18 protein-coding genes are annotated in these 20,580 nt (G+C 45.0%); 8 read left to right on the top strand and 10 right to left on the bottom strand.

Features of this window, described 5'->3' with window-relative positions; translation table 11 throughout:
- Positions 1–16 precede the first annotated feature (16 nt).
- Positions 17–664 carry a pyridoxamine 5'-phosphate oxidase gene (pdxH, locus tag FN124_RS10455; protein ID WP_221887753.1) on the bottom strand — a complete coding sequence of 216 codons (648 nt, stop codon included), beginning with the start codon at positions 662–664 and terminating at the stop codon, positions 17–19.
- Between the two features lie 84 nt (positions 665–748).
- Between pdxH and FN124_RS10450 the strand changes: the two genes are divergently transcribed.
- A complete protein-coding gene (locus FN124_RS10450; protein ID WP_142684671.1) occupies positions 749–1,855 on the top strand; it encodes a PdaC/RsiV family protein in 1,107 nt (368 codons plus the stop codon).
- A 74-nt stretch (positions 1,856–1,929) separates the two neighbouring features.
- On the opposite strand, the gene pyrH is transcribed toward FN124_RS10450, so the two are convergent.
- From pyrH to FN124_RS10410, 8 genes are all read right to left on the bottom strand, one after another.
- A complete protein-coding gene (gene pyrH, locus FN124_RS10445; protein WP_142684670.1) occupies positions 1,930–2,643 on the bottom strand; it encodes a UMP kinase in 714 nt (237 codons plus the stop codon).
- 200 nt (positions 2,644–2,843) lie between these two features.
- Positions 2,844–3,668 carry a translation elongation factor Ts gene (tsf, locus tag FN124_RS10440; protein WP_142684669.1) on the bottom strand — a complete coding sequence of 275 codons (825 nt, stop codon included), beginning with the start codon at positions 3,666–3,668 and terminating at the stop codon, positions 2,844–2,846.
- Positions 3,669–3,803: 135 nt separating this feature from the next.
- Positions 3,804–4,787 carry a 30S ribosomal protein S2 gene (gene rpsB / locus FN124_RS10435; protein WP_142684668.1) on the bottom strand — a complete coding sequence of 328 codons (984 nt, stop codon included), beginning with the start codon at positions 4,785–4,787 and terminating at the stop codon, positions 3,804–3,806.
- 92 nt (positions 4,788–4,879) lie between these two features.
- On the bottom strand, positions 4,880–5,269 hold the full coding sequence (rpsI, locus tag FN124_RS10430; protein WP_089890120.1) for a 30S ribosomal protein S9: 390 nt from the start codon (positions 5,267–5,269) through the stop codon (positions 4,880–4,882).
- Between the two features lie 14 nt (positions 5,270–5,283).
- Positions 5,284–5,727, bottom strand: a complete 444-nt coding sequence (gene rplM / locus FN124_RS10425) for a 50S ribosomal protein L13 (RefSeq protein ID WP_142684667.1) — start codon at positions 5,725–5,727, stop codon at positions 5,284–5,286.
- Between the two features lie 398 nt (positions 5,728–6,125).
- The gene (locus tag FN124_RS10420) at positions 6,126–7,526 is read right to left on the bottom strand and encodes a RagB/SusD family nutrient uptake outer membrane protein (protein ID WP_142684666.1); all 1,401 of its coding nucleotides are present in this window, start codon (positions 7,524–7,526) and stop codon (positions 6,126–6,128) included.
- 38 nt (positions 7,527–7,564) lie between these two features.
- A complete protein-coding gene (locus tag FN124_RS10415; RefSeq protein WP_142684665.1) occupies positions 7,565–10,540 on the bottom strand; it encodes a SusC/RagA family TonB-linked outer membrane protein in 2,976 nt (991 codons plus the stop codon).
- A gap of 263 nt (positions 10,541–10,803) precedes the next feature.
- Positions 10,804–11,493, bottom strand: a complete 690-nt coding sequence (locus FN124_RS10410) for a zinc metallopeptidase (RefSeq protein WP_142684664.1) — start codon at positions 11,491–11,493, stop codon at positions 10,804–10,806.
- A 560-nt stretch (positions 11,494–12,053) separates the two neighbouring features.
- On the opposite strand from FN124_RS10410, the gene radA reads away from it, so the two are divergent.
- The 6 genes from radA (at position 12,054) to FN124_RS10380 (ending at position 18,270) form a co-directional block, all read left to right on the top strand.
- The gene (radA, locus tag FN124_RS10405; protein WP_142684663.1) at positions 12,054–13,430 is read left to right on the top strand and encodes a DNA repair protein RadA; all 1,377 of its coding nucleotides are present in this window, start codon (positions 12,054–12,056) and stop codon (positions 13,428–13,430) included.
- Positions 13,431–13,457: 27 nt separating this feature from the next.
- Positions 13,458–14,150 carry a ComF family protein gene (locus FN124_RS10400; protein WP_142684662.1) on the top strand — a complete coding sequence of 231 codons (693 nt, stop codon included), beginning with the start codon at positions 13,458–13,460 and terminating at the stop codon, positions 14,148–14,150.
- A 96-nt stretch (positions 14,151–14,246) separates the two neighbouring features.
- Positions 14,247–14,768, top strand: a complete 522-nt coding sequence (locus FN124_RS10395) for a glutathione peroxidase (protein ID WP_142684661.1) — start codon at positions 14,247–14,249, stop codon at positions 14,766–14,768.
- Positions 14,769–14,881: 113 nt separating this feature from the next.
- Complete coding sequence (locus FN124_RS10390) at positions 14,882–15,427, top strand: hypothetical protein (RefSeq protein WP_142684660.1); 546 nt, start codon at positions 14,882–14,884, stop codon at positions 15,425–15,427.
- Between the two features lie 35 nt (positions 15,428–15,462).
- Positions 15,463–16,602 (top strand): DNA polymerase III subunit, encoded by a 1,140-nt coding sequence (locus tag FN124_RS10385; protein WP_142684659.1) that lies wholly within the window; start codon positions 15,463–15,465, stop codon positions 16,600–16,602.
- A 243-nt stretch (positions 16,603–16,845) separates the two neighbouring features.
- The gene (locus tag FN124_RS10380) at positions 16,846–18,270 is read left to right on the top strand and encodes a PSP1 domain-containing protein (RefSeq protein ID WP_260607390.1); all 1,425 of its coding nucleotides are present in this window, start codon (positions 16,846–16,848) and stop codon (positions 18,268–18,270) included.
- A gap of 201 nt (positions 18,271–18,471) precedes the next feature.
- Here FN124_RS10380 and FN124_RS10375 read toward each other — a convergent pair whose 3' ends face one another.
- Entirely contained in the window at positions 18,472–19,524 is a 1,053-nt protein-coding gene (locus FN124_RS10375) for a nucleoid-associated protein (RefSeq protein ID WP_142684657.1), read from the bottom strand.
- A gap of 153 nt (positions 19,525–19,677) precedes the next feature.
- Here FN124_RS10375 and FN124_RS10370 point away from each other — a divergent pair, with 153 nt between their 5' ends.
- Positions 19,678–20,580, top strand: a complete 903-nt coding sequence (locus tag FN124_RS10370; protein WP_142684656.1) for an SMP-30/gluconolactonase/LRE family protein — start codon at positions 19,678–19,680, stop codon at positions 20,578–20,580.

The following is a 20,580-nucleotide window of genomic DNA, read 5'->3' as shown; positions in this document are numbered from 1 at the left end:
TACGTTTTAAAGATCATCAAGGCGCCAGGCGCTCAATCTTCCAGCTCCCTTCCGGTAATAAGGTATACAGGATCCTGTCGTGTAACCTGCTGCTTCTTCCCTGCCAGAATTCCATCGCCTCTGGCTTTACCACATAACCACCCCAATAATCAGGTCTTTGAGGGGCTTCCTGCTTATATTTTGCCGCTACCTGGTCTACCTGTTCCTCCAGGAAAGACCGGCCCGGAATGACCTTACTTTGCGGTGATGCGATAGCGCCGATACGGCTTCCCACTGGACGGCTGTTGTAATATTCATTACTTACAGATACTGAAGCCTTGCTAACAGTGCCCTCTATACGAACCTGGCGTTGCAGCTCCCGCCAAAAGAACAACAGGGTAACATGTGGGTTCTGTGCCAATTCCTGTCCCTTCCGGCTTTCGTAATTAGTAAAAAATAAAAAGCCATCATCATCAAAACTCTTCAGTAATACGATCCTTGCCGAAGGCCTTCCATCAGGCGTACTGGTGGCCAGCGTCATGGCATTGGCTTCATCAATTTCACTATTGATAGCATCATCCCACCATTTCCCGAACTGGGATAACGGATACGGTGCCACTTCACTTTCATCCAGCGAGGCCAGTTGATAATCTTTTCGTAAATCTGCTATTTTCTGGTTCAACATGGTCTGTTATTTTTATGATTCAACGGGTCCTCAAAGGTATGGAAGGATAATAGTAATTTTGAGGTACCTGATATAAATCATACTATGAAAAGAGTTTTATTACCGGTATTGCTGATGGCACTACTCTCCTGTCATACCCGCAACAACAGCAACGCACCGGTTAACACCGCCAATATGGTTGTACCACTGGTTTCCACGCCCCTGTTTTATACCCAGCTGAAAGGAAAACTGGGCAATAAAGAAATCACCATGCAATTGCTGAAAACTGCTCCCCACCTGTTCCGCGGCTACTATTGCGATGACAGTACCGGGCAGCCAATTCCTTTATGGGGCACCCTGGACTCTACCCTGGTAAATATTTATGAAGAAACCAATAATAGTTCGGAAGACCGGCTGTTCAGCGGCTATTTTTCAGACGATGGAAAATTTAATGGGGTATGGCATGGCGATGGTACCTCCTATCATTTTGAACTGCATACTGACCTGAAAAATGCCATCCCGCTGAAAGTATTCTACCAGATCGATTCAGCAAAGCTGGTCCCTTCCTTATCAAAATCGCCGGTAGGTACCATAACCAACAGCTTCATCTGGCCCGATTCGCTGGTTGACAGCACCATTGCCCGTTTTATTATCAGCCAGGTAACCGGTAGCAGCCGCACCACAGATCCGCAGAAGTTCCTGAGAAAAGGGATCGACTCCTTCATCCTGAGTTATCGTTATTCAGCTAAAGATGCCGACAGCAGCGAGTTTAGCGATAATACTACCGCCTTGTCATGGAACTGGACTACAGACAATGATATGAAAGTAGTGTATAACACCTGGCCTTTACTGGTTATGGAGAAATATACCTATAATTTTACCGGCGGGGCACACGGCAACTGGGGCGCCACTTATTATACACTGGATCTGTCTAAACACAAAGTGCTCACTCCGGATGACATTTTCAAACCAGGTTATAAAGAAGCGGTAAGCAGGTTGCTCGATAAAGCTTTTAGAAAACGGTTCAATATGAGTGAAGAAGATGCGCTTGACCAGAACCTGCTGGTAAAGAACATTCCGCCTAACAATAATATGATTGTTACCGGCAAAGGAGTTGCTTTCAGCTATGTACCTTACGAAATAGGTCCTTATGCACTGGGGCAGGTAACATTATATATTCCGTTTACAGAGATGAAAGGAATATTAAAATAAGTAACGCCGGTAGCCCACATAAAAAAGCAGCGAAGATCGATTGTTCTTCGCTGCTTCTTTTTGTGCGTTTTTATTTATCCTTTTACTAAAGTGCCAACATTCTTACCCATGATCACATTCAGGAGGTTACCCTGGCGGTTCATGTCAAACACGATAATAGGCAGCTTATTTTCCTGGCAAAGGGTAAATGCTGTCATATCCATCACGTTGAGGGATTTCTGGTACACTTCTGAAAAGGTAATAGTTTCGAAACGGGTAGCTGTTTTATCTTTTTCAGGATCGGCGGTATAAATGCCATCTACACGGGTTCCTTTGAGGATTACATCTGCCTGGATTTCAATAGCGCGTAGGGAAGCTGCGGTATCAGTAGTAAAATACGGGTTACCGGTACCTCCCCCAAATATTACCACACGGCCTTTTTCCACGTGGCGGATGGCGCGGCGGCGGATATAGGGCTCTGCAATCTGTTCCATTTTAATGGCAGACTGGAGGCGGGTATACAAACCTACCTTTTCCAGGCCGCTTTGGAGGGCCATGCCATTGATCACAGTGGCAAGCATACCCATGTAGTCTCCCTGGGCTCTTTCTATACCGGTATCGGCTTCGTTCATTCCGCGGTAGATGTTACCACCACCTATAACGATGGCCACCTGAACTCCCAGATCTGTAACTGCCTTAATATCGTAGGCATACTGAGATATCACCTTCGGATCAATACCATAATTTGCATCCCCCATGAGGGCCTCACCGCTCAATTTGAGCAAAATACGCTTATACTTTGGCAACATGACGCTATAAAATATTGTAAGATTGTGATTTTCCTAATATTGATTACGGTATTCTAATATACAACTTAAATGCAAAGGAGGGAAGGAAGAAAAAAAATGCCTTTTCTGATATCCGGTTACTGCCCTTTTATGTGTATGATTAGTTATGCGCAAAAAAAAGGAGAGAAACGAATTCTCTCCTTTTTTTTGATATTTTATTATTAACCTAAAGCAACTCGCTTAAAGCCATTTACTTTCAGATCAGCATCTACAGATTTCAGGTAATCCGCTACAGACTTGTTATTGTCTTTAACGAAAGCCTGTTGCAGCAGGGTGCTTTCTTTGAAGAATTTATTTACTTTACCGGCAGCGATCTTTTCAGCCATTTCAGCAGGTTTACCTTCGGCTTTCACCTGTTCAACAGCAATTTCTTTTTCGCGGGCGATCAGTTCAGCAGGAACGCTGTTAGCATCAACTGCGATAGGGTTCATAGCTGCGATCTGCATAGCGATATCTTTACCTACTTCTTCAGAAACAGGTTTAGAGAAAGCAACCAGTACACCCATGCGGTAGTTACCGTGAATGTAAGAGGTTACGCCACCAGCTTCAACGAATTCAAATTTATTGAGGGTGATTTTCTCACCGATTTTTGCAACCTGGTCGTTTACTTTATCAGCAACGCTGGCGCCATCCAGTTGGGCGGCATTCAGGTCGTCTACATTTTTGATACCGTTAGCCAGTGCCAGGTCTACGATAGACTGTGCAAATTTCACGAAGTCTTCGTTCTTAGCTACGAAGTCGGTTTCACAACCCAGTCCTACAATAACACCGGATTTACCATCAGCTGAAGTTTTAGCGATGATAACGCCTTCTTTGGTTTCACGATCGGAACGTAAAGCGGCCACTTTCTGACCTTTTTTACGCAGGTAGTCTACTGCTTTTTCAAAATCGCCATCACTTTCTACCAGTGCCTTTCTGCAATCCATCATACCAGCACCAGTTTGCTGACGCAGTTTATTTACATCAGCTGCTGTAATTGTTGCCATGAGCTATAATTAGTTTATTTGTTGTAAAAATTATTGCAAGTACTAAATCGGCTTTCAGCTATTAGCCTTTAGCTGTTAGGACCTTATTGGTAGAACTAACAGCTAAAGGCTAATAGCTAAAAGCTTACATAAATATTATCTTCCGCCGCCTGGTTTTCTTGGACCCTGGCTGCCGGCACCAGATGGACGACGTTGTCCGCCTGCTGCACCACCGCCACGGTTAGCGCCGCCACCACGGTTAGCACCGCCCTGGCCACCAGGACCACGACCGCCACCACGGTTAGCACCACCCGGACCGCCCGGACCACGACCACCCTGTGCACCTGGTTTGCGACCTCTTTCGCGGTCTTCACCACCTTCTACTTCAAATTTGCGGGCCTTATCATCTGCTTCTTCTTCTTCCTCAACTTCTTCAGATTTCTCTGTAGCTCTTTCAGAAAGACCTTCAGCGATCGCTGCACAGATATAGCTGGTGATGATAGCGATAGATTTAGTAGCATCGTCATTCGCAGGGATAGCGAAATCTACTTTGGTAGGATCTGAGTTGGTATCTACCATACCGAAAGTAGAAATACCCAGACGCTTAGCTTCAGCCAGTGCAATGTGCTCGTGGCTGATATCAACCATAAACAGTGCAGCCGGTACGCGTGCCAGTTGGGCAATACCACCCAGCACTTTCTCCATTTTCTCTTTATCGCGGCTTAAAGTAAGACGTTCTTTCTTGGTGATGTTATCGAATGTACCGTCCTGCAGCATTTTTTCAATGCTCTGCATTTTCTTTACACTCTTACGGATCGTAGAGAAGTTAGTGAGCATACCACCTAACCATCTTTCAGTAACGAAAGGCATGTTGATGTTACGCGCAGCATCTGCCACGATTTCTTTCGCCTGCTTCTTAGTAGCAACGAACATGATCTTCTTACCGCTTTTAGCGATGGATTTCAGGGCAGCAGCTGCTTCCTGTAAACCTTCTACGGTTTTGTTCAGATCAATGATATGAATACCTTTCTTTTCTGCGAAAATATAAGGCAGCATCTTGGGATTCCACTTTTTCTTCAGGTGACCGAAGTGAACACCTGCCTCCAGTAACTGCTGCTGCAATGAGGTATTATTTTCCATGTTTATATTACTCAATTAAAAGGATCAAATAATGTTTAGCTTTTAGCATCCGGCGAATTAGCCCGGAGCTAACGGCCAATAGCTCAAAAATATTAGCGTTTAGAGAACTGGAAGCTTCTTCTTGCTTTCGCTTTACCTGGTTTCTTACGTTCAACTCCACGTGGATCACGTTTCAGCAAACCTGCAGCTTTCAATGCAGGACGGAACTCAATGTTCACTTCGCACAAAGCACGGGCAATACCCAACTTAATTGCTTCAGCCTGACCTTTGATACCACCACCCTGTGCATTCACTTTCACATCAAATTTATCGAGTGCATCGATAGTTTTGAAAGGCAGTTCCACCTGGTTCTGCAGGTAGATCAAAGAAAAGTAGTTTTTATAATCTTTGTCGTTTACAGTAATGTTACCGGTACCCTTGTTGATATACACACGGGCAACAGCTTCCTTACGACGACCTATTGTATTTTTTTGCTTTTCCATGTATCAGAGAAAAATTAGAAAGTTAAAGGTTGTGGTTTCTGCGCAGCATGAGGATGTTCAGCACCAGCGTATACAAATAATTTTTTGTACATAGCACGGCCCAGACGGTTTTTAGGCAACATACCTTTAACTGCCTTTTCGATCAACACTTCAGGACGGCGACGAACCAGGTCCTTTGCTAATTCGATTCTCTGACCACCTGGGAAACCAGTGTAGTGCATATATTCCTTTTCCTGCATTTTATTGCCGGTCAGGGCAATCTTCTCTGCATTGATTACGATGATATAATCACCACAATCAGTATGAGGCGTATAGTAAGGCTTGTTTTTACCTCTTAAGATAGCAGCCATCTTAGCAGCAACCCTTCCGAGTGTCAGGTTAGTAGCATCTACTATATGCCAGTCACGCTTTACGTAAGCGTCGTTAGCCGATTTAGTTCTGAAACTTAATGTATTCATTGTTGTATACGATAAAAATTACGTCTTGTAAACAATTCCCCGATTATGAGGAGTGCAAAGGTACACTGCACATTCTTAATAACCATACATTTTAGGTACTTTTTTACAAGACACCTTTATAATTAACTGATTTTCAATAAAAAATTTGTATGAAAGTTATTAACAACAGTTGACGGCACGGTTAATAACTGTTTTTTTTATTATATAAACGCATAAAAAAAGCAGCCGCCTTTTATGGCAGCTGCTTTTCTTATTATTTATTGTTTGCTAAGTAAACCCCAGGCATCTCGGCCTGAGATTCTGTTAGAACCGTGCGTAACAGTAGCCTTAAAGGTGGTTTGGGTTGCCCCTGAAAACCGCCCCCGATAGGCCAGTTATCATCATCTGATGTGATTTACTCAATAACCAGGATTTTGAACCAATGATGAATTGGCATTTATTTCCCTTTCAGGAATAGGGAATACCAATTTATCTGCATTCCAGGGATATACTGTGGTCATATCACTACCACCGTTGGTAGACTGCTTCAACCGTTTAATATCGTGAATGCGCAGCCCTTCAAATGCCAGCTCAAGTCGCCGCTCCAATAATATGTCATCCAGAGTTACAGCTATCAGCTCCGGCAATCCGGCCCGGGTATGTACCACGTTCACATCTTCCAGCGGGGTAGCCCCTACAGCCGAACCCAACCGCTCGTTACATTCTGCACGCACCAAATACAGCTCTGCCAGCCTGATCACAGGGATATTTTGTCCCGGATCAAACCATTTGCCTGTATGATACTGTCCATCTGTTTCTCCTTCATATATAAGGAGGGTCAGCCGTGCATCAGCCGGATCCATGAGGTCTACAAATGCCTGGGGGATATCCACATCCCCACCACGGCCAATTCCATTCCTGTCAGCATAAAAAGTGGAAAGCCCGTCATTGGAGGCACCTGCATTATTCTGATCATTCTGCTGGATTTCCAGCAGGGTCTCGCTGGTGTTCTTATTCAGAAAAGCGCCATCCACAGTGGGTGTCAGCTGAAACCCACCATTCTGGATAATATCATCTGCCAGTGGCAGCGCTTCAGCGAAGCGGCTCTGCTGCAGATATACCCTTGCCAGAAATGCCATTGCCGTGTATCTGTTGGCTCTTTTACTGGCATCACGTTCAGGCAGTTTCGCGATAGCGCTCTTTAAATCACTTTCAATCTGTTTGTATACCTCAGCTACTGTGCTCCGGGATGATTTTGCTTCTGCCTCGGCCTCTGTAGAAGTTGGTTTGGTTTGGATCACTACACCTGGCTTTGTATTGGTTCCTGTCGGATCCCAGGGTAGGGCAAAGAAGCGTACCAGCTCAAAATGAAGGATGCCGCGGATAAAAAGTGCCTGTCCTTCCATATTGGCCTTTTGCGCACTGTCTGTTACCAGATTGAGTTTACTAAGCACCACATTGGCCAGGTTAATGTCTGCATATGCTTCCAGCCACAGGTTCGCTACACGGGAATTATCGTCTGTAAGTGTTTTACGATACATCTGCCGGGGTTGTGTGAAAGTACCAGTCCACGCAGCCTGTTGGTACCCACCCATCAGCTCTGCATCCAGGTTGAGATCCGTTCCATACAAACTTGGATCATCCAGCTTTGCATACAAACCATTTACAGCAGCATTCACATCATCGGCTGTTAACAACGCCTGGTCTGCCGGGATACTGTTCTGAGGAGCAATATCCAGTTTTTTGTTGCAGGACATAACATGCAATGCGGCAACTGCTATGAATACTGCTATGGATCTTGATCTAATATGTTTTATCATGATTATTCACTTTAATGTTTTCAAATAAAAGGTTAGGTCTACAATCCGATATTAATACCGATTGTAATAGTCCGTGCCTGCGGAGGCGTATAGAAATCGTGACCTATACTGATAGTAGAGAACGATGCCGTGTTGAGCTCCGGATCATAACCTTTATATTTGGTAGCAGTAAACAGGTTCACTGCTGATACATAAATACGGGCATTATCAATTTTCAGACGGGAAATAGCTGGTTTAGGTATATTATAACCCAATGTTACAGTTTTCACCCTGAAGTAAGAGCCATCCTGTACCCAACGGGAAGATTTGCTGGTACCATTTCCTGCGTATAGCCGTGCCTGTGGCACATCGGTTTTGTCGCCGGGCTTCTGCCACCGGTTTAACTGGTCTCTGGTCTGATTATCGAAGTAATCTCCATTTACGCTCTGGAAGTGGCCGGCCATATTATACAGGTCATTTCCTTTAACAAACTGGCATTGCACGTCCAGGTCAAAACCTTTATAAGAGAAATGGTTGCCGAAGCCGCCATAGAAGTCGGGATTGGGATTACCTATCACTGTATCTACAGCCGCGCTATAATCGTTGGTGGTTTTTCCGTCCTTGGTCATGTAAAGCGCATCACCATTTGCCTCATCCACACCCATATATTTTTTGCCGTAGAAATATCCAAACGGGCGGCCTTCTGAAATGCGGCTGATTTCATCAGATCCACCGCTGATAGTAGCGCCATTCAGGTTGGTAACTTTGTTACGGTAAGTAGAAATATTGAATGTGGTGCTCCATTGAAACTTACCGACAAGGTTCTGGGTAGTGATAGACGCTTCCCATCCTTTGTTGGTCAGAGCTCCCAGGTTCTTGGTGATAACGTTAAAACCATTAGTGCCTGGTAATGGAAAGTCCAGCAACAGGTCACGGGTATTTTTGCTAAAATAGTCCACTTCACCGGTGATACGGTCTTTTAAAAATCCGAATTCCAATCCAATATCCGCCTGGCGGGTGCTTTCCCAGCTCAGATCAGGTGAACCGATCTGTGTTGGAAAGATACCGGATATAGAGCCATAGGGCAATCCGGAGTATAAAGTACGAGACTTGAAGTTACCGATCTCGGCATTTCCGGTAAGGCCATAGCTGGCCCTCAGTTTCAGGTTGCTGACAGCTTTTGAGTCATGCAGAAATTCTTCCTGCGAGATGATCCATCCTGCGGAAACAGCCGGGAATGCGCCATAACGGGTGTTGGAACCAAACCTGGAAGAGCCATCATAACGGATACTTGCACCGAGCAGGTACTTATCTTTAAAGCGGTAGTTGGCACGCAGGAAGTAGGACAGAAACGTATAATCCTCCACGGTAGTAGCTCCACTGGTTATTTTAGCTGAACTGGTCAGTTTTACAAACTGGTTGCTTGGAAATCCGCGCCCTTCCACCGATGTAACGTTTGTTTTACCAGACTGGTAAGACATCCCGGCCACGGCTTCCAGGTCATGGAACTCACCCATATGCTTTTTAAAGGTGAAATAGTTATTGGTATTATAGTTTACAATAGTTGTCTGTGCATTGTAACCATACCCATCCGGAGCACCGTCCTGTGTTTCCTTGCTCAGATACTGGTCATCCTGGGAGTTTACATAATCAATACCTACTTCACTTCTGAAATTCAGATAGGGCAGGATATCAATTGTGCCATATATACTACTGATTGAACGGTACAGGGTATTTAATGTGTTGGAGTTATTTTCCAGGTTCAGGAGATTATTATAATACAGGGTACGGGTATTCAGCTTTCCTGTCAGCGGGTCTATTTTAGGTTGGAACGGTGGAATAGCCACCAGCTGTAAAGGATTGGAGAATGCGTTATCATCCGGAAGCCTGTAGTTATTGGTTTTAGAAAGGGAGATGTTTGCACCTACCTTTATCTTGTCATTAATGGAATGGTCAATATTTAACCTGCCATTGGCCCTGTTCAAACGGTTACCGATGAGAATACCTTTCTGATTATTGTAACTGCCGTTCAGGTAAAAGGTGGTCCTTTCATTACCACCGCTCATAGAAAGACTGTACTGTTGTACATTACCATGTTGAAATGCATGATCAGACCAGTTTTCATCATAATTATCCTTCCAGAACTCGCCGCCCGGATAATACTGCATTTCGTCATTGAGGTCTATATCAGAATTCTTGGCCGCTTCATTAAAGAGCTCCCGGTATTCCTGAGCATTTAACCATGTTCCTTTGCGGGTAGGTTCGCTTAACCCGCCGAATACACTTGCGTTAATTTTTGTTCTTCCGGCCTTACCACTCTTGGTGGTAACGAGAATTACTCCATTGGATGCCCTGGCCCCATAGATAGCAGCAGCGGCGGCATCTTTCAATACTTCCATGGAGGCAATATCGTCCGGATTGATGGAAGCAAGGGGGTTATCCTTAGCCCCCAGATTACTGGCAGTCTGGGATACAACAGGAATACCATCAATAATGATTAAAGGATCATTACTGGCTGTAACGGAAGAGATACCGCGGATCCTGATATTCAGGGCCTCTCCCAGCCTTCCGCTTCCCGAGTTGATGAATACGCCCGGAGCCCGTCCCTGGAGTGCTGTTTCAAAGGTTGGTAATGGCAGATCTGCTATTTCTTTGGCGGTCACTTTGGAAATGGAACCAGTCAGATTACGGCGTGTTTGCGTACCATACCCTACTACTACTACTTCAGAAAGCTCTTTATTGCCGGTTCCAAGTTCGGCATTTATCACCTGCTGGCTTCCTACAATTACTTCTTTATCGTCATAGCCAACAAATGAAAAAACCAGTGTGGTTCCTTTTTCGGGAACATCTAGTTTGTATGTTCCATCGGAAGCGGTAACAGTACCCAAGGCACCGTTTTTAATTTTAACAGTCACCCCGGGTAGCGGACTACCATCTTTCTGGTCGGTAACTTTACCGGTAATTTGTTTTGACTGGGCAAATGAGAATGTGCAGAATAGCAACAATATGCCCATCAACGAATAGAATCGCGTCATGGTTCTGGATTTAGATTTAGAATATAAATAGCAGCAGGCTGAACTATTTGGTTGAATTGATCGGACTTGGTTGAACTTTTATTTTGGTTGAATACTCGGGCTATAATTTCTCTCTATAAGCAAAAATACAAGATAGCATCTGCTATCTAAGCCGTAAATCTAAAAAATATTTTCGATTCTTCTTAATAAAATGTTAACGACTTCTGTGGTATAAACAAAAAAAGCGACCTACCCGGTCGCTTTTTAAATATAATATATTTTAATTAATCCCTGTTCCTGGCTCCCATATAAATTAATATATACTGCACAAGTGTGGCAACCGAAGCAAGCGCAGCCACTACATAAGTCATGGCAGCCCACCAGAGTGCATTTTTGGCTTTATCATGCTCTTCCCTCCGCATAATAGTGGTATTATCCAGCCAGGCCAGCGCTCTCCGGGACGCATCGAACTCTACAGGCAGCGTGATCAGTGAAAACGCCGTGGTAATTCCGAATAAAATAATGCCTCCCAGCAATAACTGCGGAAACGTATTAATAAGGAAAATACCGGCCAGTAATACCCAGGAAACGATATTGGAGCTAACCTGCACTATAGGCACCAGCCTGGATCGGAGACCCAGCCAGGGATAAGCAGCGGCATGCTGTACCGCATGCCCGCATTCGTGGGCGGCTACCGCGGCGGCAGCCACATTGGCCCCATTATATACTTCCGGGCTCAGATTTACCGTTTTATCGGCCGGGTTGTAGTGATCCGACAAAAAACCTTCAGCTTCCCGTATCTGAACATTGTATATCTGATTGTCTTTCAACATCTTCTCAGCAACTTGCCTACCAGTTAAACCGGAAGAGGTGGGTATTTCGCTGTAAGCCCGGAACTTACTCTTAAGAACGAAGCTTACCAGCAGGCTGATACCCACAAAAACCAGCGATAAAAACATAATTCCAGGTGTCATAATAATATAAAATTAGATGATCTTATGGTACAAATATCTCACCAGATGCCTCCTTTTAAGTTTTATTTATCACTAACCTGCCAACCCTTCTTTTTGTTGTCTGATTATAAATTTAATACTGTCATCATGGCACTTAAAATAATTTTTTGAGTAAAAAAGCGTCTGTTTGTCATTTAGAAAAATCTATTTTATTAGATTTTTTTAATATGCAAAAATCATCGACATCAACCCTATTTATCAACATTTTACGAGCCCTTAATGAAAGTAATATTGGACAAAAACAACCCCTGAAACAAGCGATGGCAGCCACTTTCTCCAGTAACACAAACACCTCAAAAGTTATTCACATCAATTAAATAAACTTTTTTATTCTGAAGCCATTTTGTAATTTAGACCTGAATTTAATGGGTTAGTAAGTAGAAAGAGTCAGCGGAATCTTCCGTTTGGCTCTTTTCTCTTTTTATACCTCTTCACTTCCTTTTTTAACACTTTTCACTTCATCATTTCAGTTCGATAAATGTAAAAACGTTACTTTGTAACGCATCTTTTTTATGAAAATTATGAGTAAAATCAGAACTGCTTTTTTCTGTCAGAATTGTGGATACGAATCAGCCAAGTGGAATGGAAAATGTCCGAGTTGCGGAGAATGGAATACGTTCGTGGAAGAAAGAGTACTGAAAGACATTCCACATAAACAGGCGGATTGGAAAAACAATGATACTACCTCCCCCCGGACCCATAAAATAATTAATCTTGCCGAAGTAGTCACTAAAGATGAAGAACGGATTCTAACCCCCGACAATGAATTGAACCGCGTGCTGGGAGGCGGCATAGTAGCGGGTTCGCTGGTACTGGTAGGTGGAGAGCCCGGCATTGGGAAGTCAACGCTCTTTCTTCAGAATGCTTTACAGCTGAAGCATATCAAAACACTTTATATCAGCGGTGAAGAAAGCGAACAACAGATAAAAATGAGAGCAGACCGGATTCAGAATTCCAACGAACAATTCTATCTGCTTACAGAAACTTCTACACAAACCATCTTCCAGGAAATTAAAAAATTACAACCTCAACTGGTCATAGTTGATTCTATCCAAACATTACATTCACCATTCATAGAATCTGCACCGGGAAGCGTATCACAAATCAGGGAAACAACTGCAGAGTTACAACGCTTTGCCAAAGAAAGTAATACCCCTGTATTCCTCATCGGGCACATCACCAAAGATGGCTCCATTGCCGGCCCAAAAGTGCTGGAACACATGGTGGATACGGTTTTACAGTTTGAAGGCGACCAGCATTATGCTTATCGGATCCTGCGTACAATCAAAAACAGGTTTGGTTCTACGGCCGAACTGGGTATTTACGAAATGACCGGCACTGGCCTGAGGCAGGTAACCAATCCTTCAGAGATCCTTATTTCCCAGCGGGAAGATCTCCTGAGCGGCGTGGCTATTGCTGCCACAATGGAAGGAATGCGACCCCTCCTCGTGGAGGTACAGGCGCTCGTTACACAATCCGTTTATGGAACACCACAACGCACTGCTACCGGCTTTGATCTCCGAAGGCTGCAGTTGCTCCTGGCCGTACTGGAAAAACGGGGAGGCTTCCACTTCGGCGTAAAAGATGTATTCCTCAATATTGCCGGCGGCATCCGTGTAGAAGACCCGGCCATCGACCTGGCTGTATTGTGCGCCCTGCTCTCTTCTTATGAAGACAATGCCATTTCTCCCAAGATCTGCTTTTCAGGAGAAGTAGGCCTGAGTGGTGAAATAAGAGCTGTGAACCGTATTGAACAAAGAATTGCGGAAGCAGAAAAACTGGGCTTTGAAAAAATATTTATTTCCCGTTACAATAAAAAAGGAATTGATTTCAGTAAATTCCATATCGAAGTAATTGCTGTAGGAAGAGTGGAAGAAGTGTACCAGCGGTTATTTTAAACATCATCATATCTTTAAAACCATACGATGCTTACCAGTTTGTTTTCCCCACTGGTTCATCTGTTTTATCCGCATTGCTGTGAGCTGTGCGGCACTGATCTGTATCAGACAGATGAACTGTTATGCCTGCGTTGCATGCAGGCTTTACCACTTACCCACTTTCAGCGTTACCCCAATAACCCCGTAGCACAGGTGTTCCGTGGAAGAATTGTTGTGCAGCAGGCCACTGCTACTTATTACTATAACCAGTCGACCGGCCTGCAACAGCTTATTCACCGGTTTAAATACCACCATCGCCAGGATATCGCCACCTGGCTGGGCAGGCAAACCGGTTACCAGCTCCGGGAAAGTGACTGGATCAGTACCGTCAGCTGCCTGGTACCAGTTCCCCTGAACCCCCGGAAAGAAAAAAAACGGGGCTATAACCAGGCCGCCTTGCTGGCTAACGGTATTGCCCAGGTGATACCCTCCCTGCCGGTATACCCCGCCACGCTACGCCGGCAACAATTCACGGCTACGCAAACAAAAAAGGGACGTACAGACAGGTGGGAGAATGTAGCCAACGCCTTCCAGGCCAGTGCCAACCTTCCGGAAGGCGCGCACGTATTACTGATCGACGATGTAATCACCACCGGCGCTACCACAGAAGCCTGCTGCAGAGCCCTGCAACAGGCCGGCGCCCGGGTAAGCGTATGTTGCCTCGCCTATGCCTGGAAATGAGAAGCCCGAAATTCTTCCGCATTATTACCGTGGGAATGCTACCTTTACAGGTACAGCCCTAAACGGCTACTTTAATCTGTCTTTAAAAAAATCTATATGTTCAGATTAGCCATACTATCAGTTGTTATGCTCTTTGCCTCATCCCATCTTTACGATTTCAAAGTAGATGCCGTTGACGGTGGAAAGATCGATTTCTCCAAATACAAAGGAAAAAAAGTATTGATCGTGAATACCGCTTCGCTGTGTGGCAATACCCCACAATACGAAGGCCTGGAAAAGCTGTACAAAAAGTACCACGACAAGCTGGTTATTGTTGGTTTCCCCGCCAACAATTTTGGTTCGCAGGAGCCTGGCACCAACAAGGAAATACAACAGTTCTGCACCAAGCAGTATGCAGTAACCTTCCCGATGGCCGCTAAAATATCTGTAAAAGGCTCAGACATCCATCCCCTGTACAAATGGCTGCTGGAGGAAAGCAAAGCCAAACACATGGAACCGGCCGAGGTTACCTGGAACTTCCAGAAATACCTGTTGGATGAAAAAGGCAATCTGGTAGCTGTATTTTCTCCGAAAACGCAACCTGAATCTGCTGAAGTGATTGCTGCGATTGAGAAATAGTTCTTTACTAACTGTCGCTGATTTCTCTATAAAAGAAAACTGCAGGTACCTGCGTAACGTATATCCGTTTACGTAGGTACCTGTCATTAATTGTACACCGCGCAACCGTATTCATGAAACACTACCTTGTTCCTGCAGTCAATACCTTGCCGCTGATGGCATTACTGTGCATTTTACTGACCTCCTGCCAGCATGGTGAGGATCTTCCTTCTCTTTCCTGCCCGGAAATGCAGATGGTTACCACTATTGGCAACACCACCAGTACCATGAGCTTTAGCCGGAGCCTCCTGTTCCGCGAACGGACAGATACCGGCGGCCTCAAATTCCTGAGTGTGGAAACAGTGTCTGATTCCTGCAAGGTAGTATTTAATCTGACAGATGGTATGTACGACGAACCAGGATTGCGGAATGACAGCCTGCATCTGAAAACTTATACCTATACCCGACAGGGAGCACAATCCGGCGGCCTTGTAGCCGTTGCAGTAAAAAACAACAACGGCGAATTCACTTTTCTTACCACAGATTCTTCCAGTGTCACGATACGTAAAATGAACCTCCGGTCACAAACAATATCCGGCAGCTTTTATTTCGTTGACAATGAGAAAAAGATTGATGGCTCAGGCACTTTTGAAAATGCCTGTTATGTATCTCTTCAATAAAAAATGATTAGTCCCCTTTTCATTATCTTGCGCCCATGCTTTTTTCTGATATCATAGGACAAGGAGAGGTAAAACAACAACTCATTCAGTCTGTTCAGCATAACCGTTTAAGCCATGCCATAATACTGCTTGCCCCTGAAGGCGCAGGCGGTCTTCCACTCGGACTGGCCTTCACCCAATACCTGGTTTGCGAAAACAAACAAACGCAGGATGCCTGCGGACAATGCGCCGCATGCCTCAAAGCTTCACAGTTCATACATCCGGATATACACTATTCCTACCCGGTTATTCCGCGCAAAGCAGGAGATAAACCGGTGAGCACAGACTATATCACGGAATGGCGTGAGTTTGTTGCCACACATCCCTATGGTAATGCGTACGACTGGCTGCAGTTCATTGGCGCCGAAAATAAACAGGGTAACATTACCGCTACGGAATGCCAGGATATCATCCACAAACTGAACCTGAAAAGTTTTGAAAGTGGTTATAAGATACTGGTGATGTGGATGCCCGAATACCTGGGCAATGAAGGAAACCGCCTGCTGAAGCTGATCGAAGAACCGCCTCAGAACACCCTGTTCATCCTGGTGGCGGAAAACCAGGAACAGATACTGGCCACCATCTTATCAAGAACACATCTTATTAAAATAAACCCGCTGGCCAAAGAAGACCTGGTAGCTGCGCTGGAACAAAAAAGCAATGTTCCTCCCGCAAAAGCCCGGCAGATGGCCACTATTACAGCCGGTAATTACCGTGAAGCCCTTTACCTGCTGCAGCATTCAGGCGACGACTATCATGAGCTGCTCCGGAGTTGGCTGAACCATCTTTTTACCGGTAACCGGGTGGCGCTGCAGGAATGGATAGAAAATATTTCAAGCGCCAAAACCGGCAGGGAAAACCAAAAACAGTTCCTCCGCTATTTCATCAACCTGCTGGAACATACCCTGCGCCTGCAATATCTTGATAAAAACCAGCTGGCCTTTTCCCCGGAAGAAATGGACTTTGCCGCCAAACTGGCCAAACTGGCTAACCTTGACCAGATGCAGGAAATTGCCGATGCTCTTAACAATGCCAGCTATTATATAGAACGCAACGCCAATGGAAAAATGTTATTTCATGCCCTGTCTCTCAGGCTGCAATATATATTTAAAAAGAAACCTTTACCGGTTATGTAATAACCACTCGCTTCCTGCAGGTCTTATCGGCTGCTTTTCCCTATCTTTGTTGCTTCCGGCCTTTTGTTTTTCTGAAAGGAAAAACGTATTTTGAAGAACTGGAATAACCTGAAATGCTTATTTATAAAATTTAAACTAATTAATAATATGGCTTGTGCCGGATGTGGTACGGGTGTGGAAGGGAAGCCGTCAGGATGCAAGAGTAATGGAGGATGCAGCACAGGAGGTTGTAACAGACTGAACGTGTTTGACTGGCTGTCCAATATTCCCCTTGGTGATAGCTTAGCACCATTTGACATTATAGAGGTAAGTTTTAACAATGGCAGCCGCAAGGACTTTTTTCGTAATGTAACCAAACAATTCTTTGATAAAGGAGAGATGGTTACAGTAGAAGGAGTTAGCGGATTTGATGTTGGAACAGTAAGCCTGACAGGCGAACTGGTAAAACTACAGATGAAGAAGCGACGCGCTGAAGACACACCCGAAGTAAAAAAAGTGCTGCGGCGTTCAACGAACGACGACCTGCAGCGAATGAACGACAATAAGTCCCGTGAAAAGGAGGCGCTCATTAAGTCCCGCGCCCTCGCACGCAACCTCGGGCTTGAAATGAAACTGGCAGAAGTGGAAATACAGGCCGATGGCCGTAAAGCCACTTTCTTCTACACCGCAGATGATCGCGTTGATTTTAGGGAACTGATCAAAGTATATGCCTCTGAATTCAGGGCCAAGGTGGAAATGCGCCAGATAGGCGCCCGCCAGGAAGCCGGGAAAGTAGGTGGCATTGGCAGTTGCGGCCGGGAGTTATGCTGCTCCACATGGCTGTCTGATTTCAAAAGCGTGAATACCACCGCTGCCCGGTACCAGAACCTTTCTATCAACCAGGCGAAGCTATCCGGACAATGCGGCCGTTTGAAATGCTGTCTTAACTACGAGCTCGATACCTATCTCGATGCACTGAAAGATTTCCCCGACGATGCAGACAACATTGAAACTGCCGGTGGCGTTGCCCACCTGCAGAAGCGGGATATTTTCAAATGCCTCATGTGGTACTCTTATGAAGGCAGCAATAAACAGTATCCGCTCACCATTGCCAGGGCAAAGGAAATACGCCAGCTGAACAGGCAGGGTATTAAGCCAGATGACCTGAAACCAGTAGAAGTGGTGACTGCCAAACCAAAAGAAGCAGATCTGGGGTACGCAGATGTAGTAGGATTAATCAGTCTGAAATCTCTCGAAAAAACAGCACAGAAACGCAAGCAGAAAGATAAAGACAAGCAAAGGCAGCAAAGGAACGGAGAACGTACAGAACGCGGCGAACCTAAACAAGCTCAGGGCCAGCCAAGAACCGATGCTCCGAAAGGAGGCCAAAAACCTGATAACCGGCAACCCTCTGAACGTAAGCCGAAACCAGACAACCGTCAACAGCGGCAACAAAGCGGCGGCCAGCCCAAACAGGGACGTGAACAACAACCCCGTAATGAGCAACAGCAGCAACGCCAGGAGCAAAGGCAGCAGACGCCAAAGCAACCTGGTCAGCAGCCGGCACAACCGGGCCTGCCAGGCGGACAGGGAGCCACCAATCCTAAACAGGACCGGCGCCCACCGCGGCATAAACACCGGCCGCACAATCCTAACAAGAACAACAACAATCCTGAAAAAGGGCAATAAGTAATAACAAAAAAGACAACCGGCCTGGTTGTCTTTTTTGTTTGCATACAGCAAGCATTTCATATAAAATAAAAGGCCGCCCAGACGAGGCAGCCTTTGTTAACAATTGGTTTTTGCTTATGAGAAAACTTAAAAAATGCTATTTTATATCTCTTCACAAAATCAATCCCACAGGGCGCCTCTACTGACTATTACACGGTCTTACGCTTCATTCTCAAACAGTAGTTTATAATAGTTCATGTTAGTGGCTTCATCAAAACCGCGCTCAATCATCTCACGGTTGCCATGAATATATACATGAAAGTTACGATCCAATTTCAGAATGCTCTTAAATACTTTCTGCTGTTTTTTTACAGCAGGTGCAGATATTTCAAATTCGTCAGGGATATCTTGTTGAAAATGACTGGCGTATTCATTTCTATATTCTTTAAAAGAAGCGATGGCATCGGGATGACCCAATACTTCTTTTGCAAAATCATCCAGTTGGAATTGCTCTCTTTCTTTAAAATAAGCGGCTGATTTATTTAACAGATCCACCTGGTCTACCCTGCCCATCTCATACTCGGTTGGCAATTTGTTGTGTATAAATTGTTTACACATGTCCACCGCTGTTTCTGTCTGACGGTAACTGTCTTCCCGGCGCTGTACCTGTAAAAAGGCATCCCTCCAATACACCGCTTCGGCTTGTTTGCTGTTACTATCTACTATACTTACCTTAAAACCTTCGGATTCTTCCGTATTAAAAACAAGACAACCTTTATCGAGCTTATTAATATTTATACCGTCTTCGTAATTTACCTGGTAATTCTCATCTGCAAGGAATACTTTCAAATACGTGTCGCGGTTCTCTGACTTAAAAATGCCTATGGCTTCCACCTCTTCACCATCAACCTGGCATTTGCTAAAATAGGCTATATAAAGCTCTCCTCCTTTGATTTTAGGATGGGTGGAATGTTTATATAGATGTTTGGCAATATTGACCGACTGCTCCTGGAATTCATTTTGGTCAGTAAATATACGTCGACAATATTGAAATATTTCATTCAATTGCAGATCCGCATCATGACGGAACCTGAAATACTCTGCTGCACTGGCAAACGGCTGAATAAAATATGTCACCAATAACTGGCTGATCGTTTCATCCTCCAGCTGCAAAGGCGCTTTGGAACAGAGCAGGGCCTCGTCGTTAGTGGGATTCCCTACCTTGTGTATCGTTAATTGCGCCAAATCTTTAAACTCCGAAACATGGATCATGGGCGCAAAATTAATAAATTAGTTGACAGGCAACAGAACCGTTTTCTCCGGTAATTATTTCTTGATAATTTCATTACATACCCTCCCTCCCATCCATATACGCTGAAAATTCTGGAATAGTTCGTTAATTTAAAGTTTCAAAACAAAATGAATATGAGAAAATATATCTGCCTGCTGGCAATGACCGCCGGATACGGCCTGCCGCTGATGGCCCAGCAAAAAAATGCAGACCGCCCCGTATATGAAACCCGCGACCTGACAGCAGAAAATATGTTTTCCGTAAACATTGAAGGACCCAACTTTGACAAAGCCGGCAATTTTTACGTCGTAAATTTTAAACAAGATGGCACCGTCGGTAAAATAAATACCAAAACCGGCGCCGGCGAGGTCTTTGTTACCCTGCCTGATAGCAGCATAGCCAATGGAGTCCACTTCAACAGCAAGGGAACCATGTTCCTCCCGGATTTCATCCGGCATAATGTGTTGTCTGTTGATATGAAAACCAGGAAGGTCAGCGTGTATGTTCATTCCGACCAATTCAACCAACCTAATGATCTCTGCATCAACAGTAAAGACCAGATCTTTGTGAGCGATCCCAAATGGGCCGCCAACACCGGCCAGATCTGGCGCATAGACCCGGACAACCATACGCCTGTGTTGCTGGAAGGCAATATGGGCACCACTAACGGTATAGAGCTAAGCCCCGACGAAAAAACCCTGTACGTAAACGAAAGCGTGCAACGGAATATCTGGAAATACAAGGTGGATAAAGCCGGTAACATCTCCCGGAAAACCTTATTCGCTACCTTTCCCGATTTTGGATTCGACGGCATGAAATGCGATAAAGTAGGGAACCTCTATGTAGCCAGGTGGGGGAAAGGCGTGATCGCCGTACTGTCGCCCGAAGGAAAACTGATCCGGGAAATACCGCTGAGAGGAAAGCAATGCAGCAACCTGGTGTTTGGAGATAAAGACGGCAGAACCGTATACGTTACCCTGCAGGACCGGAAGTGTGTGGAAACCTTTCGCGTAACAATAGCGGGTAAACGCTTTTAG

This window comes from Chitinophaga polysaccharea (assembly GCF_902150045.1).
Classification (GTDB): domain Bacteria; phylum Bacteroidota; class Bacteroidia; order Chitinophagales; family Chitinophagaceae; genus Chitinophaga; species Chitinophaga polysaccharea_A.
Note: the sequence above shows the minus strand (reverse complement) of the source record. Positions and strands in the feature narration are given on the sequence as shown.

What these genes read in the sequence shown, in the direction of transcription:
- FN124_RS10400 (WP_142684662.1), top strand. Translation starts at nt 13,458, where the DNA reads ATGCTTACCAGTTTGTTTTCCCCACTGGTTCATCTGTTTTATCCGCAT.
- FN124_RS10420 (WP_142684666.1), bottom strand. Translation starts at nt 7,526, where the DNA reads ATGATAAAACATATTAGATCAAGATCCATAGCAGTATTCATAGCAGTT.
- FN124_RS10415 (WP_142684665.1), bottom strand. Translation starts at nt 10,540, where the DNA reads ATGACGCGATTCTATTCGTTGATGGGCATATTGTTGCTATTCTGCACA.
- tsf (WP_142684669.1), bottom strand. Translation starts at nt 3,668, where the DNA reads ATGGCAACAATTACAGCAGCTGATGTAAATAAACTGCGTCAGCAAACT.
- rpsB (WP_142684668.1), bottom strand. Translation starts at nt 4,787, where the DNA reads ATGGAAAATAATACCTCATTGCAGCAGCAGTTACTGGAGGCAGGTGTT.
- FN124_RS10370 (WP_142684656.1), top strand. Translation starts at nt 19,678, where the DNA reads ATGAGAAAATATATCTGCCTGCTGGCAATGACCGCCGGATACGGCCTG.
- FN124_RS10395 (WP_142684661.1), top strand. Translation starts at nt 14,247, where the DNA reads ATGTTCAGATTAGCCATACTATCAGTTGTTATGCTCTTTGCCTCATCC.
- pdxH (WP_221887753.1), bottom strand. Translation starts at nt 664, where the DNA reads ATGTTGAACCAGAAAATAGCAGATTTACGAAAAGATTATCAACTGGCC.
- FN124_RS10390 (WP_142684660.1), top strand. Translation starts at nt 14,882, where the DNA reads ATGAAACACTACCTTGTTCCTGCAGTCAATACCTTGCCGCTGATGGCA.
- radA (WP_142684663.1), top strand. Translation starts at nt 12,054, where the DNA reads ATGAGTAAAATCAGAACTGCTTTTTTCTGTCAGAATTGTGGATACGAA.
- FN124_RS10385 (WP_142684659.1), top strand. Translation starts at nt 15,463, where the DNA reads ATGCTTTTTTCTGATATCATAGGACAAGGAGAGGTAAAACAACAACTC.
- pyrH (WP_142684670.1), bottom strand. Translation starts at nt 2,643, where the DNA reads ATGTTGCCAAAGTATAAGCGTATTTTGCTCAAATTGAGCGGTGAGGCC.
- FN124_RS10450 (WP_142684671.1), top strand. Translation starts at nt 749, where the DNA reads ATGAAAAGAGTTTTATTACCGGTATTGCTGATGGCACTACTCTCCTGT.
- rpsI (WP_089890120.1), bottom strand. Translation starts at nt 5,269, where the DNA reads ATGGAAAAGCAAAAAAATACAATAGGTCGTCGTAAGGAAGCTGTTGCC.
- rplM (WP_142684667.1), bottom strand. Translation starts at nt 5,727, where the DNA reads ATGAATACATTAAGTTTCAGAACTAAATCGGCTAACGACGCTTACGTA.
- FN124_RS10410 (WP_142684664.1), bottom strand. Translation starts at nt 11,493, where the DNA reads ATGACACCTGGAATTATGTTTTTATCGCTGGTTTTTGTGGGTATCAGC.
- FN124_RS10375 (WP_142684657.1), bottom strand. Translation starts at nt 19,524, where the DNA reads ATGATCCATGTTTCGGAGTTTAAAGATTTGGCGCAATTAACGATACAC.